Annotated in this window: 16 protein-coding genes; 10 read left to right on the plus strand and 6 right to left on the minus strand. The window is 71.6% G+C overall.

Translation table 11 applies throughout. The features are described from left to right. Position 1: 1 nt before the first annotated feature. The 7 genes from DJ010_RS11395 to DJ010_RS11425 are packed head-to-tail and all read left to right on the plus strand — an operon-like array spanning position 2 to position 7,192. On the plus strand, positions 2-1,036 hold the full coding sequence (locus tag DJ010_RS11395; protein ID WP_109693778.1) for an ABC transporter permease: 1,035 nt from the start codon (positions 2-4) through the stop codon (positions 1,034-1,036). After that, a complete protein-coding gene (locus DJ010_RS11400) occupies positions 1,033-1,917 on the plus strand; it encodes an ABC transporter permease (protein WP_109693779.1) in 885 nt (294 codons plus the stop codon). The genes DJ010_RS11395 and DJ010_RS11400 overlap by 4 nt, the downstream gene beginning before the upstream one ends. Further along, complete coding sequence (locus DJ010_RS11405) at positions 1,917-3,728, plus strand: ABC transporter ATP-binding protein (RefSeq protein WP_109693780.1); 1,812 nt, start codon at positions 1,917-1,919, stop codon at positions 3,726-3,728. Before DJ010_RS11400 ends, DJ010_RS11405 begins: the two co-directional genes overlap by 1 nt. A 4-nt stretch (positions 3,729-3,732) precedes the next feature. Then, on the plus strand, positions 3,733-4,863 hold the full coding sequence (locus DJ010_RS11410) for a serine hydrolase domain-containing protein (protein WP_109693781.1): 1,131 nt from the start codon (positions 3,733-3,735) through the stop codon (positions 4,861-4,863). Positions 4,864-4,876: 13 nt separating this feature from the next. Next, positions 4,877-5,761: a beta-keto acid cleavage family enzyme gene (locus DJ010_RS11415; RefSeq protein ID WP_109693782.1), complete on the plus strand. Its 885-nt coding sequence runs from the start codon at positions 4,877-4,879 to the stop codon at positions 5,759-5,761. Positions 5,762-5,771: 10 nt separating this feature from the next. Next, positions 5,772-6,713, plus strand: a complete 942-nt coding sequence (locus DJ010_RS11420) for a 3-hydroxyacyl-CoA dehydrogenase NAD-binding domain-containing protein (protein WP_109693783.1) — start codon at positions 5,772-5,774, stop codon at positions 6,711-6,713. Continuing rightward, the gene (locus tag DJ010_RS11425) at positions 6,710-7,192 is read left to right on the plus strand and encodes a thioesterase family protein (protein ID WP_109693784.1); all 483 of its coding nucleotides are present in this window, start codon (positions 6,710-6,712) and stop codon (positions 7,190-7,192) included. The genes DJ010_RS11420 and DJ010_RS11425 overlap by 4 nt, the downstream gene beginning before the upstream one ends. Here DJ010_RS11425 and DJ010_RS11430 read toward each other — a convergent pair. Beyond that, a complete protein-coding gene (locus tag DJ010_RS11430) occupies positions 7,172-8,206 on the minus strand; it encodes an RNA polymerase subunit sigma-70 (protein WP_245927444.1) in 1,035 nt (344 codons plus the stop codon). The genes DJ010_RS11425 and DJ010_RS11430 overlap by 21 nt on opposite strands. A 149-nt stretch (positions 8,207-8,355) precedes the next feature. Here DJ010_RS11430 and DJ010_RS11435 point away from each other — a divergent pair, with 149 nt between their 5' ends. From DJ010_RS11435 to DJ010_RS11445, 3 genes are all read left to right on the plus strand, one after another. Next, positions 8,356-9,891, plus strand: coding sequence for an MFS transporter (locus tag DJ010_RS11435; protein WP_109693785.1), 1,536 nt, complete (start codon positions 8,356-8,358; stop codon positions 9,889-9,891). Positions 9,892-9,996: 105 nt separating this feature from the next. Beyond that, positions 9,997-10,914 carry an aldose 1-epimerase family protein gene (locus DJ010_RS11440; protein WP_109693786.1) on the plus strand — a complete coding sequence of 306 codons (918 nt, stop codon included), beginning with the start codon at positions 9,997-9,999 and terminating at the stop codon, positions 10,912-10,914. A gap of 128 nt (positions 10,915-11,042) precedes the next feature. Then, positions 11,043-11,891, plus strand: a complete 849-nt coding sequence (locus DJ010_RS11445) for an endonuclease/exonuclease/phosphatase family protein (RefSeq protein WP_109693787.1) — start codon at positions 11,043-11,045, stop codon at positions 11,889-11,891. Between the two features lie 134 nt (positions 11,892-12,025). Here DJ010_RS11445 and DJ010_RS11450 read toward each other — a convergent pair whose 3' ends face one another. Genes DJ010_RS11450 through DJ010_RS22685 form a run of 5 tightly spaced genes read right to left on the minus strand, consistent with a single transcriptional unit; the run spans position 12,026 to position 17,238 of the window. Further along, positions 12,026-12,487 carry an SRPBCC family protein gene (locus DJ010_RS11450; RefSeq protein ID WP_109693788.1) on the minus strand — a complete coding sequence of 154 codons (462 nt, stop codon included), beginning with the start codon at positions 12,485-12,487 and terminating at the stop codon, positions 12,026-12,028. A gap of 48 nt (positions 12,488-12,535) precedes the next feature. Then, on the minus strand, positions 12,536-13,687 hold the full coding sequence (locus DJ010_RS11455) for an acyl-CoA dehydrogenase family protein (RefSeq protein ID WP_109693789.1): 1,152 nt from the start codon (positions 13,685-13,687) through the stop codon (positions 12,536-12,538). A gap of 52 nt (positions 13,688-13,739) precedes the next feature. Further along, positions 13,740-14,561 carry a glycosyltransferase family 2 protein gene (locus DJ010_RS11460; RefSeq protein ID WP_211318753.1) on the minus strand — a complete coding sequence of 274 codons (822 nt, stop codon included), beginning with the start codon at positions 14,559-14,561 and terminating at the stop codon, positions 13,740-13,742. Beyond that, positions 14,558-15,568 carry a glycosyltransferase gene (locus tag DJ010_RS11465; RefSeq protein ID WP_109693790.1) on the minus strand — a complete coding sequence of 337 codons (1,011 nt, stop codon included), beginning with the start codon at positions 15,566-15,568 and terminating at the stop codon, positions 14,558-14,560. The genes DJ010_RS11460 and DJ010_RS11465 overlap by 4 nt, the downstream gene beginning before the upstream one ends. Beyond that, positions 15,565-17,238: a glycosyltransferase gene (locus tag DJ010_RS22685; protein WP_245927446.1), complete on the minus strand. Its 1,674-nt coding sequence runs from the start codon at positions 17,236-17,238 to the stop codon at positions 15,565-15,567. Before DJ010_RS22685 ends, DJ010_RS11465 begins: the two co-directional genes overlap by 4 nt. Between the last annotated feature and the right edge of the window lie 51 nt (positions 17,239-17,289).

Raw genomic sequence — 17,289 nt, forward strand, 5'->3', positions numbered from 1 at the left:
CATGACCCTGGAAGCGACCCTCCCCGACCCGCTCGCGGAGGGCGCACCTCCTCGGGGTCGCTCCGGCGGGGCGGCGTGGGCCCTGTGGCTGGCACGCCGCCTCGGGCTGGCCGTCCTGACCCTGTGGCTCGTGTCGGTCGTGGTCTTCCTCGCCACCGCCGCCCTCGGCGACCCGGTGCGCGCGATCCTCGGTCGCGACTACGAGACGAACGTCGCCCGACGCGAACAGCTCGAGGCCCAGCTGGGCGTGGGCGACTCCATCGTGAGCCGCTACCTCGACTGGCTGGGCGGCCTGGTGACCGGCGACTTCGGCACCTCGCTGGCCAACCAGCTGCCGGTCTGGGAGCAGATCTCCAGCACCGTGGCGAACACGCTGGTGCTCGTCCTCCTGTCGGCCCTGGTGATGATCCCGCTCGCCTTCGGCATCGCGATGATCTCCGCGCACTTCCGGCGGCGGCGTCCCGACACGGTCATCCAGACGATCCTGCTGGCGCTGGCCGGCGTGCCCGAGTTCGTGACCGGCATCCTGCTGGTCGCACTCCTCTCGACCTCGGTCTTCCACGTCTTCCCCGCCGTGACCATCTCGACGTTGGACGGTCATCCCTGGGACGAGCCCAAGGGCATGGTGCTGCCGGTGGCGACCCTGGTGCTCGCGGTGACGCCGTACGTGTCGCGGATCGTCCGGGCGACGCTGCTCGAGGTCCTCGACAGCGACTACGTGGAGCTGGCTCGGCTCAAGGGCATCCCGGAGGCCGTGGTGATGCGCAAGCACGCCCTGCTCAACGCGATCGTGCCCGGCATCCAGGTCATCGCCCTCCAGCTGGCGTGGCTGGCCGGTGGTGTCGTCCTCGTCGAGACCCTGTTCGCCTACCCCGGCGTGGGCAAGCAGCTCGTCGACTCGGTCCGCAACCACGACGTCCCGATGGTCCAGGCGCTCAGCATGATCATCGCGGGTGTCTACATCGTGGTGAACCTCGTCGCCGACGTCCTCTCGATCCTGCTGACACCCCGAGCGAGGACGGCGATCTCCTCATGAGCACAGAGACATCAGGGATATCAGGAACGTCCGGGACACCCGCGGCCCCGTCCGGGCCCGCACCGGCCGGCTTCCTCCGGCGTGCGCTCCGGCAGAAGCGGTTCGCGTTCGGCTTCACGGTCACCGTGCTGGTCGTGCTCTTCGCGGTCGTCGCACCGTTCTTCGCTCCGTACGGTGAGAAGGAGACCGCCGGGCCGCCGTACGCCAAGGACGGCGTGTTCGGCACCGACTACCTCGGCCAGGACGTGCTGAGCCGGGTGATGCACGGCGGTCAGTCGGTCCTGGCGATCTCGGTGCTGGCCACCCTGCTCGGCATGGTCGTCGGGGTCCTCATCGGCGTCGTGGCGGCGTACGCCGGCGGCTGGTGGGACGAGGTGATCATGCGGCTCAACGACGTGCTGCTCGCCTTCCCGCAGATCCTGCTCGCACTCGTCGTCCTGACCGCGCTCGAGAACCCCGCGTCCTGGGTGATCATCCTGCTCATCGGCGCCTCGCACGCCCCGCGCGTGGCCAGGGTGTCCCGCGGGGTCGCCCTCGGGATCGTCTCGCGGGACTTCGTGGTCGCCGCCGAGGCGCTGGGCGAGAAGCGGTCGCGCATCATCCTCGCCGAGGTGCTGCCCAACATGACCGGACCGCTGCTGGCCGAGGCCGGCCTGCGACTCACCTACTCGATCGGCGTCGTCGCCGCCCTGGGCTTCCTCGGCTTCGCCGCCGACCCGGGTGCGGCGAACTGGGGCCAGATGATGAACGAGAACCGACTCGGCCTGCAGACCCAGCCCTGGGCCGTGATGGCACCGGTGCTGGTGATCGCCATCTTCACGATCGCGACCAACCTGATGGCGGACGGGCTCGCCCAGATCAGCCAGAGAGGCGACGACTGATGGCGACCACCACCCCCGACGCGGGCCAGGGCCACGAGGTGAGGGCGACCACCGGCCTGATCATCGAGGACCTCGGCGTCAGCCTCACCGGCAGGGAGGTCGACGTCGTCGACGACATCGACCTGGTCCTCAAGCCGGGCGAGGTGGTCGGCCTCGTCGGTGAGTCCGGGTCCGGCAAGACGACGGTCGGCACCTCGCTGCTCAACTACTCGCGGGCCGGCGCGTTCATCTCCTCGGGCAAGGTCCTCCTCGAGGACCGCGACGTGCTCAAGATGCACTGGAAGGAGGTCCGCAAGCTGCGCGGGGAGGAGATCGCCTACGTCCCGCAGGACCCGGCCTCCGCTCTCAACCCGAGCATCCGGATCGGCAAGCAGCTGGTCGAGCTCCAGCAGCTGCGCGGCATCGGCACCAGCGAGTCGCGGCTGCAGGCGGCCCGCGACGGCCTCGCCGAGGTGGGGCTGCCGACCGACGACGAGTTCCTCAAGCGCTACGCCCACCAGCTCTCCGGCGGCCAGGTGCAGCGGGTGGCGCTGGCGATGGCGTTCCTGCCCAAGCCGAAGGTGCTGGTGCTCGACGAGCCGACCACCGGCCTCGACGTCACCACGCAGAAGATGGTGCTCGACACCATGGCCGAGCTGTGCCGCGCGTACGGCGTCAGCGCGCTCTACGTCACCCACGACCTCGCGGTGGTGGCGAACATCGCCGACCGGGTCGCGGTGATGTATGCCGGTCAGATCGCCGAGCTCGGCCCGCGGGACACCATCTTCGCCAACCCCGCCCATCCCTACACCCGCGCCCTGCTCGACTCGATCCCGCACCTCAGCCAGGCCCGGGCGCTCAAGGGCATCCCGGGCCGGACCCCCTCCCCCGGCCGCCGGCCGGACGGGTGCCGCTTCAACGACCGCTGCGCGTTCGTGGTGGACCGGTGCCGGCAGGAGGTGCCGGAGCTGCGCACCGTGGCGCCGGAGCACGAGGCCCGTTGCCACCGGGTCGGGGAGATCGGCACCTGGGACATCAACCTCGGCACGGTGCCGGACGCCGACCCGGAGAAGCCGCGCGACGTCATCCTCTCGGTCGAGAGGCTCGACGTCTTCTACGGACGCAAGCACGTCGTGCACGACGTGAGCTTCAACCTGGCCAAGGGCGAGGTGGTCGCCCTGGTCGGCGAGTCCGGCAGCGGCAAGACCACGATCTCCCGCTCGGTAGGAGGCCTGCACAAGGACTGGACCGGGGACATCACCTTCGAGGGACGCCGGCTGGCCAACAGCGCCCGCAGGCGCAGCGCCGACGACCGCCGCCGGATGCAGTACATCTTCCAGAACCCCTACCTCTCGCTGAACCCGCGACTGTCGATCGAGCAGATCATCAAACGGCCGATGGAGCTCTTCGGGCTGGCCAAGGGCAAGGAGGCCACCGAGCGCGTGGTGGAGCTGATGGGGCAGGTGGCGCTGGGGTCGCAGATGCTGCACTACCCGGCGAGCCGGCTCTCCGGCGGTGAGCGGCAGCGGGTCGCCATCGCCCGGGCGCTCGCCGCGGAGCCGGACGTGATGATCTGCGACGAGATCACCTCGGCCCTCGACGTGTCGGTGCAGGGCTCGATCGTCGAGCTGCTCGAGGGGCTCCGGCTCGAGCGCGGCATCAGCATGCTGTTCGTCACGCACAACCTGGCACTGGTCCGCTCCATCGCTGCTCGCGTGGAGATCCTCCAGGCCGGCCGGGTGGTCGAGGCCGGCTCGGTCGTGACCGTCATGGACACGCCGCAGCAGGACTACACCCGCAAGCTCCTCTCCAACAGCCCGCGGATCGACTAGGCCCGTGCCCACCTCCACCGGGGGCGCCCGCCTCTCGGACCTGCGGTTCGCCGACCCCCAGCACGAGCCGGGGTGGGGTCATGTCGTCGTGCCCGCGGGAGGCAGCAGCGAGCTGCCGGTCGACCTGCGGCCGGTCGCGGTCGAGGTCGCGGGCGCCGGGCGCCTGCACGACCTCGGCGAGTGGGTCGCAGCGACGTGGACGACGTCGCTGCTGGTGCTGGACCGCGGGGTGGTCGTCCACGAGTGGTACGCCGACGAGGTGGGCCGCGAGACCTTGTTCCTGGGCGCCTCGATGACCAAGTCGGTGCTGGCGCATCTCGTCGGCCGCGCCGTGGGCGAGGGAGCGCTGGCGCTGTCGGACGCCGTGACGGCCCTCGTGCCCGAGCTGCGCGGCACCGGCTACGACGGCACGACCGTCCACGACCTGCTGACGATGACGAGCGGGACCGACTGGGTCGAGGACCACCGCGACCCCCGTGGCCCCGCGTCGCGGCTGCTGGCAGCGTTCGCCGACGGCGGCGACTCGCGTGCCCTGCTCCACGGGGTGGGGCCGGCGGTCGTTCCCGGCACCAGGTTCGCCTACAGCACCGCGGACTCGCAGGTGCTCGACTGGGTGCGTGAGCGCGCGACCGGCCGCTCCTACGCCACCGAGGTGGCCCGGCTCTGGAGGGACCTCGGCTGCACCAGCGACGCAGTGGTTGCCGTCGACGGCTCCGGCGCGGCGCTCGCGGGCGGCGGGTTGGCCGCGAGCGCGCGGGACTGGGCGCGGGTCGCCCTGCTCGCCGTCGACGGACGCGCTGTCGACGGTCGTCGGCTGCTGGACGCTGCGTGGGCTGAGGATGCCGCGCGGCCGCCGTACCCGTTCCTCGCGCCGGGCCGGCTGCCCAGCAGCATCACGACCCACGCCGGCTTCGGCCGCCACTGGTGGCCGCTGGACCCGTCAGGCGGCCGCGTCACCGCCGACGGCAGCCGCGGTCAGCTCGCCGCTGCCGACCGACATACCGGCGCGGTGGTGGTGAAGACCTCGCTGTGGCCCTACGACGACTTCCTCGTCGACCGGCAGGCCCGGGACCTCAGCTACCTCGGCATCCACGCACTCCTCGACCTCCTCGACCCAGCACGAACCCCTGACTGAAGGGAGACCCCCCATGAACCGCAACGTCATGATCACCTGTGCCCTGACCGGTGCCGGCGACACGGTCGGCCGCTCCGAGCACGTCCCGGTGACGCCCGAGCAGATCGCCGAGTCCGGCATCGCGGCCGCCCGCGCCGGCGCGACCATCATCCACATCCACGTCCGTGACCCTGAGACCGGCAAAGGTTCCCGGGACGTGGCGCTCTACCGCGAGGTGGTCGAGCGGGTTCGGGCCTCCGACGTCGACGTCATCATCAACACGACCGCCGGCATGGGCGGCGACCTGATGCTCGACCCGCACGACCCGACCACCTTCGTCGAGGGCACCGACCTGGTGCGCGGCGTCGACCGGCTCCCCCACGTCGAGGAGCTGCTGCCCGACATCTGCACGCTCGACTGCGGCAGCCTCAACTTCGGCGAGGGCAGCCTGGTCTACGTCAGCACCCCCGACATGCTCCGCGAGGGCGCGAAGAAGATCCAGGAGCTCGGCGTCCGCTGCGAGATGGAGATCTTCGACACCGGCCACCTGTGGTTCGCCAAGACGCTGGTGGAGGAGGGCCTGATCGACGCGCCCGCGATGTACCAGCTCTGCATGGGCATCCCGTACGGCGCGCCCGCCGACCCGATGACGCTGATGGCGATGGTCCAACAGCTGCCCGAGGACGCCGTCTGGGCGTCGTTCGCCCTCGGCCCGATGCAGATGCCGTGGGTGGCGCAGTCGGTGCTGCTCGGCGGTCACGTGCGCGTCGGCCTCGAGGACAACCTGTACCTCTCCAAGGGGGTCAAGGCGACCAACGCGCAGCTCGTGGAGCGCGCCCGGACGATCATCGAGTCGATGGGCGCCAAGGTCGCCACCCCCGACGAGGGGCGCGAGATCCTCGCCCTCCGGCGCCGGTGAGGGGGCGACGATGAGCCGCCCGGCACCCCAGGACGTCCGGACCGTCGTCTGCGCCGGGGCAGGCGTCATCGGGGGCGGCTGGGTGGCCTACTTCCTGGCCCGCGGCTACCGGGTCGTGGCCTGGGACCCCGCCCCCGACGGCGAGCAGCGGCTGCGCCACCTGGTCGCGGCCGCGTGGCCGGCGCTGACCGAGCTCGGCCTGGCCGAGGGCGCGAGCATCGACAACCTGAGCTTCGAGCCCGACCTCGCGAAGGCCTGCGCCCAGGCCGACTTCGTCCAGGAGAGCGCGCCGGAGGACCTCGAGCTCAAGCGCACGCTGCTCGCCGACATCGACGCCGCCACTCCCGAAGGGGTCGTGATCTCGTCGTCGACGTCGGGCTACGGCATGAGCGAGATGCAGGACAAGTGCACCCACCCGGACCGCACCGTGGTCGGGCACCCGTTCAACCCGCCGTACCTGATCCCGCTCGTCGAGGTCGTCGGCGGCGCCAGCACGTCCCCGGACGCCGTCCAGTGGACCGCGGACTTCTTCACGCTGGCCGGCAAGTCGGTGATCAGGATGGAGCGCGAGGTGCCGGGCTTCGTCGCCAACCGGCTGCAGGAGGCGCTGTGGCGGGAGGCGTTGCACATGGTCGAGAACGGCGAGGCGACGGTGGAGGAGATCGACCTCTCGATCACCGACGGGCCGGGCCTGCGCTGGGCGTTCATGGGCCCCATGCTCACCTTCCACCTCGCGGGTGGTCAGGGCGGCATGGCGCACATGCTCGACCACTTCGGCCCCTCGCTGCTGTCGCCGTGGACCCGGCTCGAGGCACCGGAGCTCACGCAGGAGCTGCGAGACGCGGTCGTCGACGGGTGCGAGCGCGAGGCCGCGGGCCGGACCATCGACGACCTGGTCGCGGAGCGGGACCGGGGCGTGATCGCGATCCTGCGGGCGACGGGGCGCGCATGAGCGGACCCGTCGTCTGGCGGGAGCCGGTCCAGGACGCCTGGATCGACTACAACGGGCATCTCTCCGAGCCGTTCTACGTGCTCGTGTTCGGCCACGCCACCGATGCGGTGATGGACGAGGTCGGGCTGGGGCCGGAGTACCGCGAGGCCAACGACGCCTCGCTCTACACCGTCGAGGCGCACGTGCGGTACCTCGACGAGGTCTCGGCCGGCAGCGAGCTCGAGGTGCGCTCCTCGGTGATCGGCGCGACGCACAAGCTGCTGTGGATCTGGCACGAGCTCTGGGTCGACGGCCGGCTGCGCGCCACCGAGGAGGTGCTCGGGGTGCACGTGGCCGGGCGGAGCTCCGCGCCGTTCCCCGAGGACGTTGCCGACCGGGTCCGGGCAGCCTGCGTCGACGCGCCCGAGGAGGCCGGCGGTCGGATCCGTCCGTTGCCGCCGGCACCGGTGGAGGAGGGGTCAGGCGGGCTCGAGCTCTGACGGCAGGCCGAACCACTCGAACTGGTCACCGTCGAACGTGGTGATCTCCGCGATCAGCCCGTCCGCGATGCCTAGCACGTCCAGCGTGAAGGCGTCGTAGGTCGGTGCCCCGGGCCGGCGGAGGTAGATCGCGACCGCGGGCTGACCGTTGGCCGTCGTCGTCCGGCACCGGAAGTCGACGTACTGGTCCCGGCCGAAACCGCCGTCGAGCCACGCCTGGACGGTCGCCTCCCGGCCCACCCAGACACCCGGCTGCGGCGGCATCGCGAACCGCAGGTCGGCACGGAGCAGGGCGGTCAGGGCGTCGATGTCGAGCCGCTCGTGGGCCTGGACGTACGCCGACACGAGCCGCTGCTGCTGGTCGTCCAGCTCGCGCCGACCGGCACCCTTCCAGTCGAGCCTCCCGTTCGGGAGGTGCACGCGCAGGGTGGCCCGGGCGCGCTGGAGGGCGCTGTTCGCCGATGCCAGCGTGAGCTCGAGCGTGTCCGCCGTCTGCTGCGCGGGCCACCCGAGAACGTCCCGGAGGATCAGGACCGCACGCTGCCGCGCCGGCAGGTGCTGCACGGCGACGATGAACGCCAGCTCGACGGTCTCCTTGGCCACCGCCTGCTCGTGCGGGTCCTCCGGCGCGCTGCCCGGCCACGGCTGGAGGTACAGCACCTCGGTGCCGTTCTCGGCGGCGCCGTGCAGGTCGGCCGGGACCGGCGTGCGGTCGCGGCGCTTGTCGAGGAAGTCGAGGCACGCGTTGGTCGCGATGCGGTAGAGCCAGGTGCGCAGGGACGCGCGGCCGTGAAACGTCTCGCGCTTGGCCCAGGCGCGGAGGAACGTCTCCTGGGTCAGGTCCTGGGCGTCCTCGTAGGAGGCGAGCATGCGGTAGCAGTGCACCAGCAGCTCGCGGCGGTAGCGCTCGGTCAGCAGCGCGAACTCGCCGGCGTCGCCGCTGCGGGCGACGCGCAGGAACGCGGCCTCGTCGGCGCCCATCGGGCTCGTGGGTCGGTGCTCGGTGGTCTCCACGGTGTCTCCTACGGTCGCAGGGCTGTCTCCTGATGTCGACGGCCGAGCGCACCGGAACTGATCGGTCGCTGGTCCGGACGCCACCGATCATTTGTTCCGACCTGCGTCGTCGTCCCTTCCTGACCGCTGCTGAGAGGACGGGACGGGTGATGGAGAAGACGAGTACGACGACGGCGCCGCCGCGGGCCGGACGCCGCGAGTGGCTGGGGCTCGCGGTGATCGCGCTGGCCTGCGTGCTGTACGTGATGGACCTGACCGTGCTGCACCTGGCGGTGCCCGAGATCAGCGCCGACCTGCAGCCCAGCAGCACCCAGATGCTGTGGATCATCGACGTCTACGGCTTCATGGTCGCCGGGGCGCTGATCACGATGGGCAGCCTCGGCGACCGGATCGGACGGCGCCGGCTGCTGCTGATCGGGGCTGCGTCCTTCGGGATCACCTCCGTGCTGGCCGCGTTCGCGACCTCGGCCGAGATGCTGATCCTCAGCCGGGCGCTGCTCGGGCTGGCCGGGGCGACCCTGGCGCCGTCGACGCTCTCCTTGATCCGGAGCATGTTCCACGACCCGCAGCAGCGGTCCACCGCGATCGCGATCTGGATCGCCAGCTTCTCCGCCGGCGCCGCGCTCGGACCCGTGCTCGGTGGCGTCGTGCTCGAGCTCTTGTGGTGGGGCGCGGTGTTCCTGCTCAACGTGCCGGTCATGGTCGCGCTGCTCGTGCTCGGGCCCCGGCTGCTGCCGGAGTACCGCGACCCCGACGCGGGCCGTGCCGACCTGTCCAGCGCGGTCCTGTCCCTGACCGCGATGCTCGCGCTCGTGTACGGGCTCAAGCAGGTCGCGCAGGACGGCGCGACCGCGACAGCACTGGTGAGCGCACTGGCCGGCGTCGGGTTCGGGGTCGTCTTCGTCCGCCGCCAGCGGAGGCTGTCCGACCCGTTGGTCGACCTGTCGCTCTTCCGCATCCCGGCGTTCAGCGCCGCGCTCGTGACGTACGGCGTCGGCATCTTCGTGGTGTTCGGCGGCTTCCTCTTCATCCCGCAGTACCTGCAGCTCGTGCTCGGGATGACGCCCCTCGAGGCGGGGCTCTGGACCCTGCCCTGGGCGCTCTCCTTCGTCGTGGGCGCGAACGTCACCCCGGTCCTGGCGCGCCGGATCGCCCCTGCCCGGCTGACGGGCGGCGGTCTGGTGGTCGCGGCCGTCGGGTTCGGCCTGCTCCTCGGCATCGAGCCCGGCTCCGGGCTCGCCCTCATCGTCGGGTCCTCGATCGCGTTCTCGCTGGGCATGTCGCCGGCGATCACCCTGACCAACGACCTGATCATGGGCGCCGTCCCGGAGGAGCGGGCCGGCGCCGCGGCCGGCATCTCCGAGACCGCGTCCGAGCTCGGCGGCGCTCTCGGCATCGCCCTGCTGGGCAGCATCGGCGTGGCGGCGTACCGCCGCGGCGTCGACGACAGCATCCCCGGCTCGCTCGCCTCCGACCAGGCGGAATCCGCCCGGGGCACGCTCGGTGGCGCGATCGAGGTGGCGGCAGGCCTGCCGTCCGCATCCGGCGAGGCGCTGGTGGCGGCGGCCGAAGCGGCCTTCACCACCGGGCTCCATCTCGGAGCGCTGATCGCCGCGGTCGTCTCCCTCGGCCTGGCCGGCTTCGTCCTCGTCCACGCGCGCCGATCGGGAACGACGGAGGCATGACTGGCTCTCCCCCGCCCACCTGTTCCGTCTGCCTCCACCGCCCCTAGGCTTCATCGTCCCGTCCGAACCGACCGGGGCTGATCCCAGGACAGGAGCCGATCCGGCATGGACCACGTCGCCGCCTCCCGGCAGCAGGTCGAGCTGCGCCACGGAGCCCAACGCGCCGTGGTCGTCGAGGTCGGTGGGGGCCTGCGGGAGTACTGGCACGGCGACCTTCCCGTCCTCGACGGCTACCGGGCGGACGAGCTCGCCCCGTCGGCACACGGCCAGCTGTTGATCCCGTGGCCGAACCGGCTGCACACGGGTCGCTACACGTGGGACGGCGGCACGCACACCGTGCCGCTGGACGAGCCGGAGCAGGAGAACGCCATCCACGGCCTGACCCGCTGGCGGAGCTGGACAGCCGAGGTCACCTCCGCGGCCGCGGTGACGATGCGGCACACGCTGCGACCCCAACCGGCGTACCCGTTCCCGCTCGAGCTCGAGGCCGACTACGAGCTGCACGACGCGGGACTGACGGTGGACATCAGGTGCACCAACATCGGTGAGGTCGACGCCCCTTTCGGGTACGGCGCCCACCCCTACCTCACCGTCGGCACGGAGCTGATCGACGACGCCGAGCTCCAGATCGGCGCTGCCACCTGGCTCCCCACCGGACCGGCACAGGTCCCGACCGGCCACGAGAGCGTTGCCGGCACCCGCGCCGACTTCCGGGAGCCACGCCTGGTCGGCACGACGCAGCTCGACCACGCGTTCACCGACCTCGACCGCGACGAGGACGGCCTGGCCTGGGTGCGGCTGGCCTCCCCCGGCGGCCGTCGGGTGGAGGTGTGGATGGGTCCGGGGCTCGACTACGTCGAGATGTTCACCGGCGACACCCTCCCCGACGCGGGCCGGCGGCGACGCGCGCTCGCCGTCGAGCCGATGACCTGTCCGCCCGACGCCTTCCGCTCGGGCGTCGGCGTGATCCGGCTCCGTCCCGGAGCGACCTTCGAAGCTCGTTGGGGCATCAGGGTCGGGTGACGTCCGCTCCCGAGCACCTCGGCCTCCGACCGTGGCGCCGGGAAGAAGTGAGGCTCGCCGAGCGTTCTGCGAGCGCTGACCACCACGGCCCGCCCGTCCGGGCCCCTTCGATCTCGGGACACCACTTCATGCTTCTGGCGCGCCGCGACCTCCGTTCCGCCTGCCTCGCCCTCCTCGCCGTCCTCACCGCCGTCGCCGGCCTGACGGCACCGATCGCGCCCGACCGTGCGGCCGCGGCCCCTGGCGGGAAGGACCCGGTCGACCCGGCGGACGTCACCGCCGTGACGTTCAATGCCCTCGGGCACGGACACACCCGGCCGGGCGGCAACAAGTGCTGCACGTGGGACCAGGCCCCGAGGCGGACCCGAGGGCTGGTGCAGGTCCTCGCCGGCCACGGCTTCCCGGCGCTCGTGGGCCTGCAGGAGTTCACGCCGGTGCAGAAGAGGGTGTTCGTCCGCAATGCCGGCAAGGTCTACAACCTGTGGGGCGAGGTCGACAACCATGTGGCGTGGCGCCCCGACACGTTCAAGCTGGTGGGGACCCGGACCGTCACCATCCCCTACCTCCGCAACCACGACCGGAGGATGCCGGTGGTGACGCTCCGGCACCTGCCGACCGGACGGACGACGACGGTGATCAACGTGCACAACCCCGCCGGCAAGAGCCCCGAGGCGGCGAAGGACCGCAGCCGAGCGGTGACGCGCGAGCTGAAAGTGGTGAGGCAGGAGCAGGCCAAGGGCCGCGCCGTGGTGCTGGTCGGTGACTTCAACGACAAGCAGGGCATCTTCTGCCGGGCCGCGCGTGCCGGGCTGGCCTCCGCCAACCCCGGGACCGCGAAGCCGTGCGCACCCCCACGCCGACCGAGCATCGACTGGATCTTCGCCGACGGTCAGCGGGTGGCCGACTACCGGGTCGACGGATCGGTCTACGGCACGATCTCCGACCACCGGATGGTCCTGTCGCGCATCGACTACTGACGCCGGACCGCGCCGGGACGCGAAGAGCCCCGCCGGACGTTGGAGTCCGACGGGGCGGGCCGGCCGAGACATGCACCGTCGTGGCCGGCCATCTGGTCTTTACCCAACAGCGCCCGGAGCAGCCGGGCGGGTCGTCAGGAACCGGCGGGGATGTCCCCCCGCCACGCGCCGCTCTCGCTGCCGCGGCTCTCGATGAAGGACTTGAACCGCTCGAGGTCGCCCTTCACGCGGTGCTCGTCGAGGTTGACGGCGGAGCCGACCTTCTCGACGACGCCCGAGGGCTCCCAGTCGATCTGCACCATCACCCGCGACTTGTCGTCGTCGAGCCGGTGGAACGTCACGACGCCGGCGTGCTTGGCCTCGCCGGTCGTGCTCTCCCACGCGACGCGCTCGTCGGGGTGCTGCTCGGTGATCCGGGCGTCGAACTCCCGCTCGACACCGGCGATGTCCGTCACCCAGTGCAGGTTCTTGTCGTCGATCTGGGTGATCGACTCCACGCCCGACATGAACTCGGGGAAGGACTCGAACTGGGTCCACTGGTTGTAGGCCGTGCGGACCGGCACCTCGACGTCGATGGACTGCTGGATCTGGGTCATGCCTCACTCCTTCACTGGACGTGAGGGAGCGTTACCCAGCGCAGGTGCTCAGAGACCCATGCTCTTGGCGATGATCAGCTTCATGACCTCCGACGTGCCGCCGTAGATCCGGGTCACGCGGGTGTCGGCGTACAGCCGGGCGATCGGGTACTCGTTCATGTAGCCGTAGCCGCCGTGCAGCTGGAGGCAGCGGTCGATGACCCGGCCGGCGACCTCGGTGCAGAACAGCTTCGCGGAGGCCGCGTCGACGGGCGACAGCTCGTCGGCGTCGTGGGCCTCGATCGCGCGGTCGATCACGGCCTCGGCGGCGTCGACCTCGGTCTGGCACGAGGCGAGCTCGAACTTGGTGTTCTGGAAGGAGGCCACCGTCGTGCCGAAGACCTTGCGGTCCTCGACGTACGCCTTGGTGAAGCGGATCGCCGCGGCGGCCTGGGCGTAGGCGCTGACCGCGATGCCGAGCCGCTCCTGCGGCAGGTTCTGGCCGAGGTAGGAGAAGCCCTCGTTCTCCTCGCCCAGCAGGTCGGTCGCGGGCACGCGGACGTCGGTGAACGACAGCTCCGCGGTGTCGGAGGTCTTGAGGCCGATCTTGTCGAGCTTGCGGCCGACCTCGTAGCCCGGCGAGGAGGTGTCGACCGCGAACAGCGAGATGCCGTGGCGGCGGTTGTTCTCCAGCGGCGGCGAGGTGCGGGCACACACGATCACCCGGCCGGCAAGGACGCCGCCGGTGATGAAGGTCTTGGCGCCGTTGAGGACGTAGCTGTCGCCGTCCCTCCTGGCGGTGGTCTGCATGCCCGCGAGGTCCGAGCCGGCGCCCGGCTCGGTCATCGCGATGGCCCACATCTCCTCACCGGAGATGAAGCCGGGCATCCAGCGCTTCATCTGTTCCGGGGTGGCGAGCTTCTTCAGGTACGGCAGGCAGAGCTCGAGGTGTACGGCACTGGTGCCGAGCGTGACGCCCGCCCGCGCGCTCTCCTCGGTCATGATCGCGGAGAACTTGAACGTCTCGATCCCGGCGCCGCCGTACTCCTCGGGCACCTCGATGCCGTAGACGCCGAGGTCGCCGAGCTTGGTGTAGAGCGAGCGGTCGACCAGCCCCGCGTCGTACCACTCCTGGTGGTGCGGGACCACCTCCGCCTCGATGAACGACCGCATCGTCCTGCGGAAGTCGTCGTGCTCCTCGGTGAAGATGCTGCGGCGCATGGTGTCCCTCTCTCACTACAGACGTGGTGCGCCCATCTTTACACCATCGCTGTCACGGTGCGCTCACAGCCCGCCAGCCCTGCCCGAGCCGCTCGACCAGGCCGAGGTCCTCGAACTCCTCGAGCCAGCCTTCCATCGGCCAGTCGCCCCACCGTTCATGGAAGATTGCGCCGTTGCGCAGGATGTCGGCGAGGTGCTGGACGGGCGGGTCGTTCGTGGCGTGATACTGGTGGTACGCACGCGCGGACCCGACCCATCCGAAGCCGAGACCTCGGGACTGTGCGATCCGGGCGAAGTCGGTGTCCTCGCCCCCGTAGCCGACGTAGCGCTCGCAGAATCCGCCGCACGCCGTCCAGGCATCCCGGTGGAGGGCGAACGAGAGGGACCAGAAGAGAGCCGGGTCCGCATCGGTCAGCACCTGCCCGGACCGCGGCGCCGGCCGGGCAGGGTGCGGATCGTCGAGGATCCACGGTCGCTCCAGCTGTCCCTCGGTGAGACCGGGCGGCAGGTAGGTCACCGGTCCGGACCAGACGGTCTGCGGGCTGCGACGCACCGCGTCGTCGTACGAGGCGACCAGCTCGGGGCCGGCGATACAGTCGACGTCGAGGAAGACGAGCACCTCCGCGCCGCGCTCGATCGCCACGGTTGCGCCGAGGTTGCGGGCAGCCGCGAGCGGCAGCGCGGCCGGGTCCGCCTGCACCGCCACCAGCTCGAAGGGTCCGGCGCCGTCCGTCTCCTTGCCGACTTCTGGGTCTCCCATGGAGACCACCACGTGCTGGGCTCGGCGGGTGCCGCGTGCCAACGACCGCAGCTGTCCGCGCAGGTGGTCGTGCCGTCCGTGCACGATGGTCACGACGGCGATACCCCCGGTCACGCCGACCTCCGCCGGCGACGGTCGGCGCCGACCTCCACGAGCAGCCGCGCGAACCGTTCCGCGGCGTGCCCGTCGCACCACGCCTGCCAGCGCCCCCCGTCGAGAGCAGCGGCACGGTCGAGGATCCCGAGCCACTCGTGCTCGGCGGGAAGGCGTGGTCGTACGACGGCGGGCCACCCGTGGCGGCCCAGCGCACTCGCGGTGACGTGCTGCTCCGCGAAGGGCCGCTCGGCAGGGACGACGACCGCCGGTCGGCGGTGGGCAGCCACGTCGGCGAGCGACCCGTCGCCGGCGTTGGTCACCACGACGTCGGTCTCGCGCAGCGCGGTCGAGATGTCGTCGACCCACTCGTCAGGTCCTCCCATCCGGGCCCAGGTCCACCCCGGGGTCGCTGCTTCGAGCCTGGTCACGTCGAGCGAGGCCATCGCGCTGCCACCGCGCCCCACGAGCACGAGCACCCTTCTGTCGGCGCCGGCGACCGGGGGTGCGTCACTCGCCGGGAACCGCGACAGCGCCCCGACGGCAACGACCCGTTGCACGACGTCCTCCGGCACGCCGGGCAGCAGCTCGGCGGGTCGCACCGGTGAGAACGCGGCCAAGGCGGTCGATGCCCGGAAGCCGAGGAGGTGCGCGGGATCGGCGCGTCGGCCCGGGAGCACGACGGTCACGACCGGCACGCCGTGGAGCCGGGCCAGCAGCGCGAACTCCACCGAGACGTCGGCCACGACCAGGCGTGGCCCGGCGCGGTCGATCCACTGCGAGATCGCTGCCGACCGGGCACGGAGTCCGCTTTCGTGGACCGGCACCCAGTGCAGCTGGTCGCCCGCGGTGACGTCCTCGGGATCGGCCTCGGCGTCGTCGCGCGGGAGCTGCACCCAGTCGCCTCGCCAACCGGACGGCGGCGGCAGGGAGGACAGCCCGGTGACGGGCTCGTCGAGCGCGGCCGCGACCGCCTCCGCCCGGTGCAGGTGACCGTTGCCGTGGTGGTGGGCGTAGTAGCCGATCACGCCGCGTCGACCAGTCGGGCCATGGACTGGTAGACGACCTCGTAGTCGTCGACCATGCGGGCCCGTGAGAACTGCCGGCACACCCGTCGACGGACGGCGTCGCGGTCCCGGTCCTGCGCCTCCACCATCGCGCTCGCCAGCGCGTCGACGTCGCCAGCGGCGACGAGCACCCCGGACGCGTCGTCGACGATCTCGTTGAGAGCACCACGGTCGTAGGCCGCCACCGGCGTGCCGCACGACATCGCCTCTGCGGCGACCAGCCCGAACGGTTCCTCCCACTGCGGAGTGACGACTGCGACGGACGCGGCGGCCACCAGTCGGCGCAGGTCCCTGCGGTCGAGGTGACCGACGTAGCAGGCACGATCGCCCAGCCGCGGAGCGATCTCCTTCTCGTAGTACGACTGGTCGTGGACCGGACCCGACAGCGCGATGGGCATGCCTGCCCGTGCCGCCGCGTCGAGCGCCTCGTGCGGCGCCTTCTCGGGCACAAGGCGCCCCGACCACACCGCACCGCCGCCGCCGTTCCCGGCGTGCCAGAAGTCGGTGTCCACACCGTTGTGGATGACGACGGTGTCGGTCACCTCCGCCCAGGCGCGGGACATGCACCGGCTCACGGCGACGAAGCGGCTGCCCGGGGCGGCGAAACGGACCGCGGACTCCAGCCAGGACAGTGGTGGGGTGTGGAGGGTCGTGACCACCGGTGTCGCCACGACGCCGCTCATCGCCACCGGGAGGTGGTGGAGGCTGTTGTTGTGGATGACGTCGAACCGACCGTGGTCGCCGCGCGCGAGCGCGAGCATCAATCCCAGGTAGGCGTGGTGCTCCTCCATCCACGACTCCGACGTGTAGCCGACGTCCGCGCGCCCCGCCGCGCTCATCGTGTACGACGACAGCGGGAGCTCGCGCACGCCGAGGGCCGGGTCGGAGCCCGGGGCGGCGAACAGGCTCACCCGGTGCCCCCGCCGCAGCAGCTCCTCCGCGAGCGCGTGGGTGTGTGCTTCCAGACCCCCCATGAACGGCTCTCTGACAGGGAACCGCGAGGAGGCGATCAGGCAGATGTCGAGCGGCCGGCTCATGCCGGCGACCGAAGCGACCGGTACAGCGCGCGGTGGGCGGCGGCGACGGACCGTCGCTGCCGTCGACGCTCCGCCACGGTGACCGCTGCGACCGGGCCGGCGTCGTACGCGTCGCGCGATCTCCTCCGCCGCCCCGGGGGTGAGCGTCAGCACGGCGTCGGCGTGCTCCATCAGCACCGCGAGCTGCGCGTCGTGCTGACCGCGCTCCGCGTGGTGCGGGTTGCGCAGGTCGTGTGCGGTGTAGACGAAGGCCCGGCCGCGGGCGTGCACCGTCTCGACCACCCGGCGGAGGTCCTCCGGGGCCCAGGCGTCGAACCCGAACTGCACGTGGAACACGTCGAAGTCGTGGTGCTCGATCCACGTCGGGTCGAGCATGACCGGCGGCCACCACCGTTCGGTGGCCGACCGCTGCGGCGAGTCCGGATCGGGATCGTCCAGCCGGACGACGCCGTCCGGCTCCTCCGCGGCGATGTGACGCACGTAGACGTGACCTGCAGGCACGGACGCGACGACGAGGTCGGCGCGCTCGGCGCGATCGGGATGGTCGGTGTCGGAGTGCTGGCGAGGGCCGAGGGTCTGCGCGACGTCGGTCATGCCGGGGCTGGAGCTTCCGCGGGCGTCATTGGTGCGGAGTACCCCTCACGG

Source organism: Nocardioides silvaticus, from assembly GCF_003160695.1.
Classification (GTDB): domain Bacteria; phylum Actinomycetota; class Actinomycetes; order Propionibacteriales; family Nocardioidaceae; genus Nocardioides; species Nocardioides silvaticus.